The sequence below is a fragment of the Rhizobium sp. P2_G2 genome (assembly GCF_056403555.1).
In genome coordinates, this window is sequence record NZ_JBFUFF010000268.1 from 1 (window position 1) to 783 (window position 783).

1 protein-coding gene is annotated in these 783 nt (G+C 60.0%); it reads right to left on the reverse strand.

The features are described from left to right. The coding region (locus AC1D06_RS42665) for a carbohydrate ABC transporter permease (protein WP_477991628.1) at positions 1-743 on the reverse strand (743 nt) is incomplete at its 3' end. Positions 744-783: the final 40 nt, after the last annotated feature.

Consider the following 783-nt stretch of genomic DNA (forward strand, 5'->3'; position numbering starts at 1 on the left):
GTCGTCGAGGCTGCCGAAAGCTTTGCCCAGAACAATCCTTGCGGACTGGAGAACGAGGCGATGAAGGCAGTCAGCGGCGCGGCATTGGTAGTCGTCAGCTGGATCGTCCAGAAGGATTCGTTCCAGGCAAGGATGATGTTGAGCAGCATGGTCGACGCAATGCCGGGCACCGCCATCGGGGTCAGCACATAGACGATCTCGCCCCAAAGCGTGGCGCCATCCATCCGCGCCGCCTCGAGGATTTCGCCGGGGATTTCGCGGAAATAGGTGTAGAGCATCCAGACAACGATCGGCAGGTTGATCAGCATCAGCATGACGCAGAGCGCGATGCGGCTGTCGAGCAGGCCGAAATTGCGAAACAGCAGGTAGATCGGAAACAGCACCGCCACCGCCGGCATCATCTTGGTGGAGAGCATCCACATCAAGATGTCCTTGGTGCGCTTGGCCGGCGCAAAGGCCATCGACCAGGCGGCCGGCACGGCGACGATCAGCGCCAGGATGGTCGAGCCGACGGAGAGGAACACCGAATTGAGGAAGGGCGTGAAATAGTCCTTCTGGCTCTCCACGTCATAGTAGCTTTCCAGCGTGCCGGACGGGATCAGGTTGAAGCCCTGGATCGCCTCCTGCTCCGACTTGAAGCTGGTGATGATCGTGTAGAGGATCGGAAAGAAGATCAGCAGTGCGATGATCCAGGCAATGACGGTGACGACTGCGGTGCGTCTGGTGGAAACAGCTCTGGCCATGGTGCCCTCCTATCGGTCCAGGTTCTTGCCGACCGCGCGC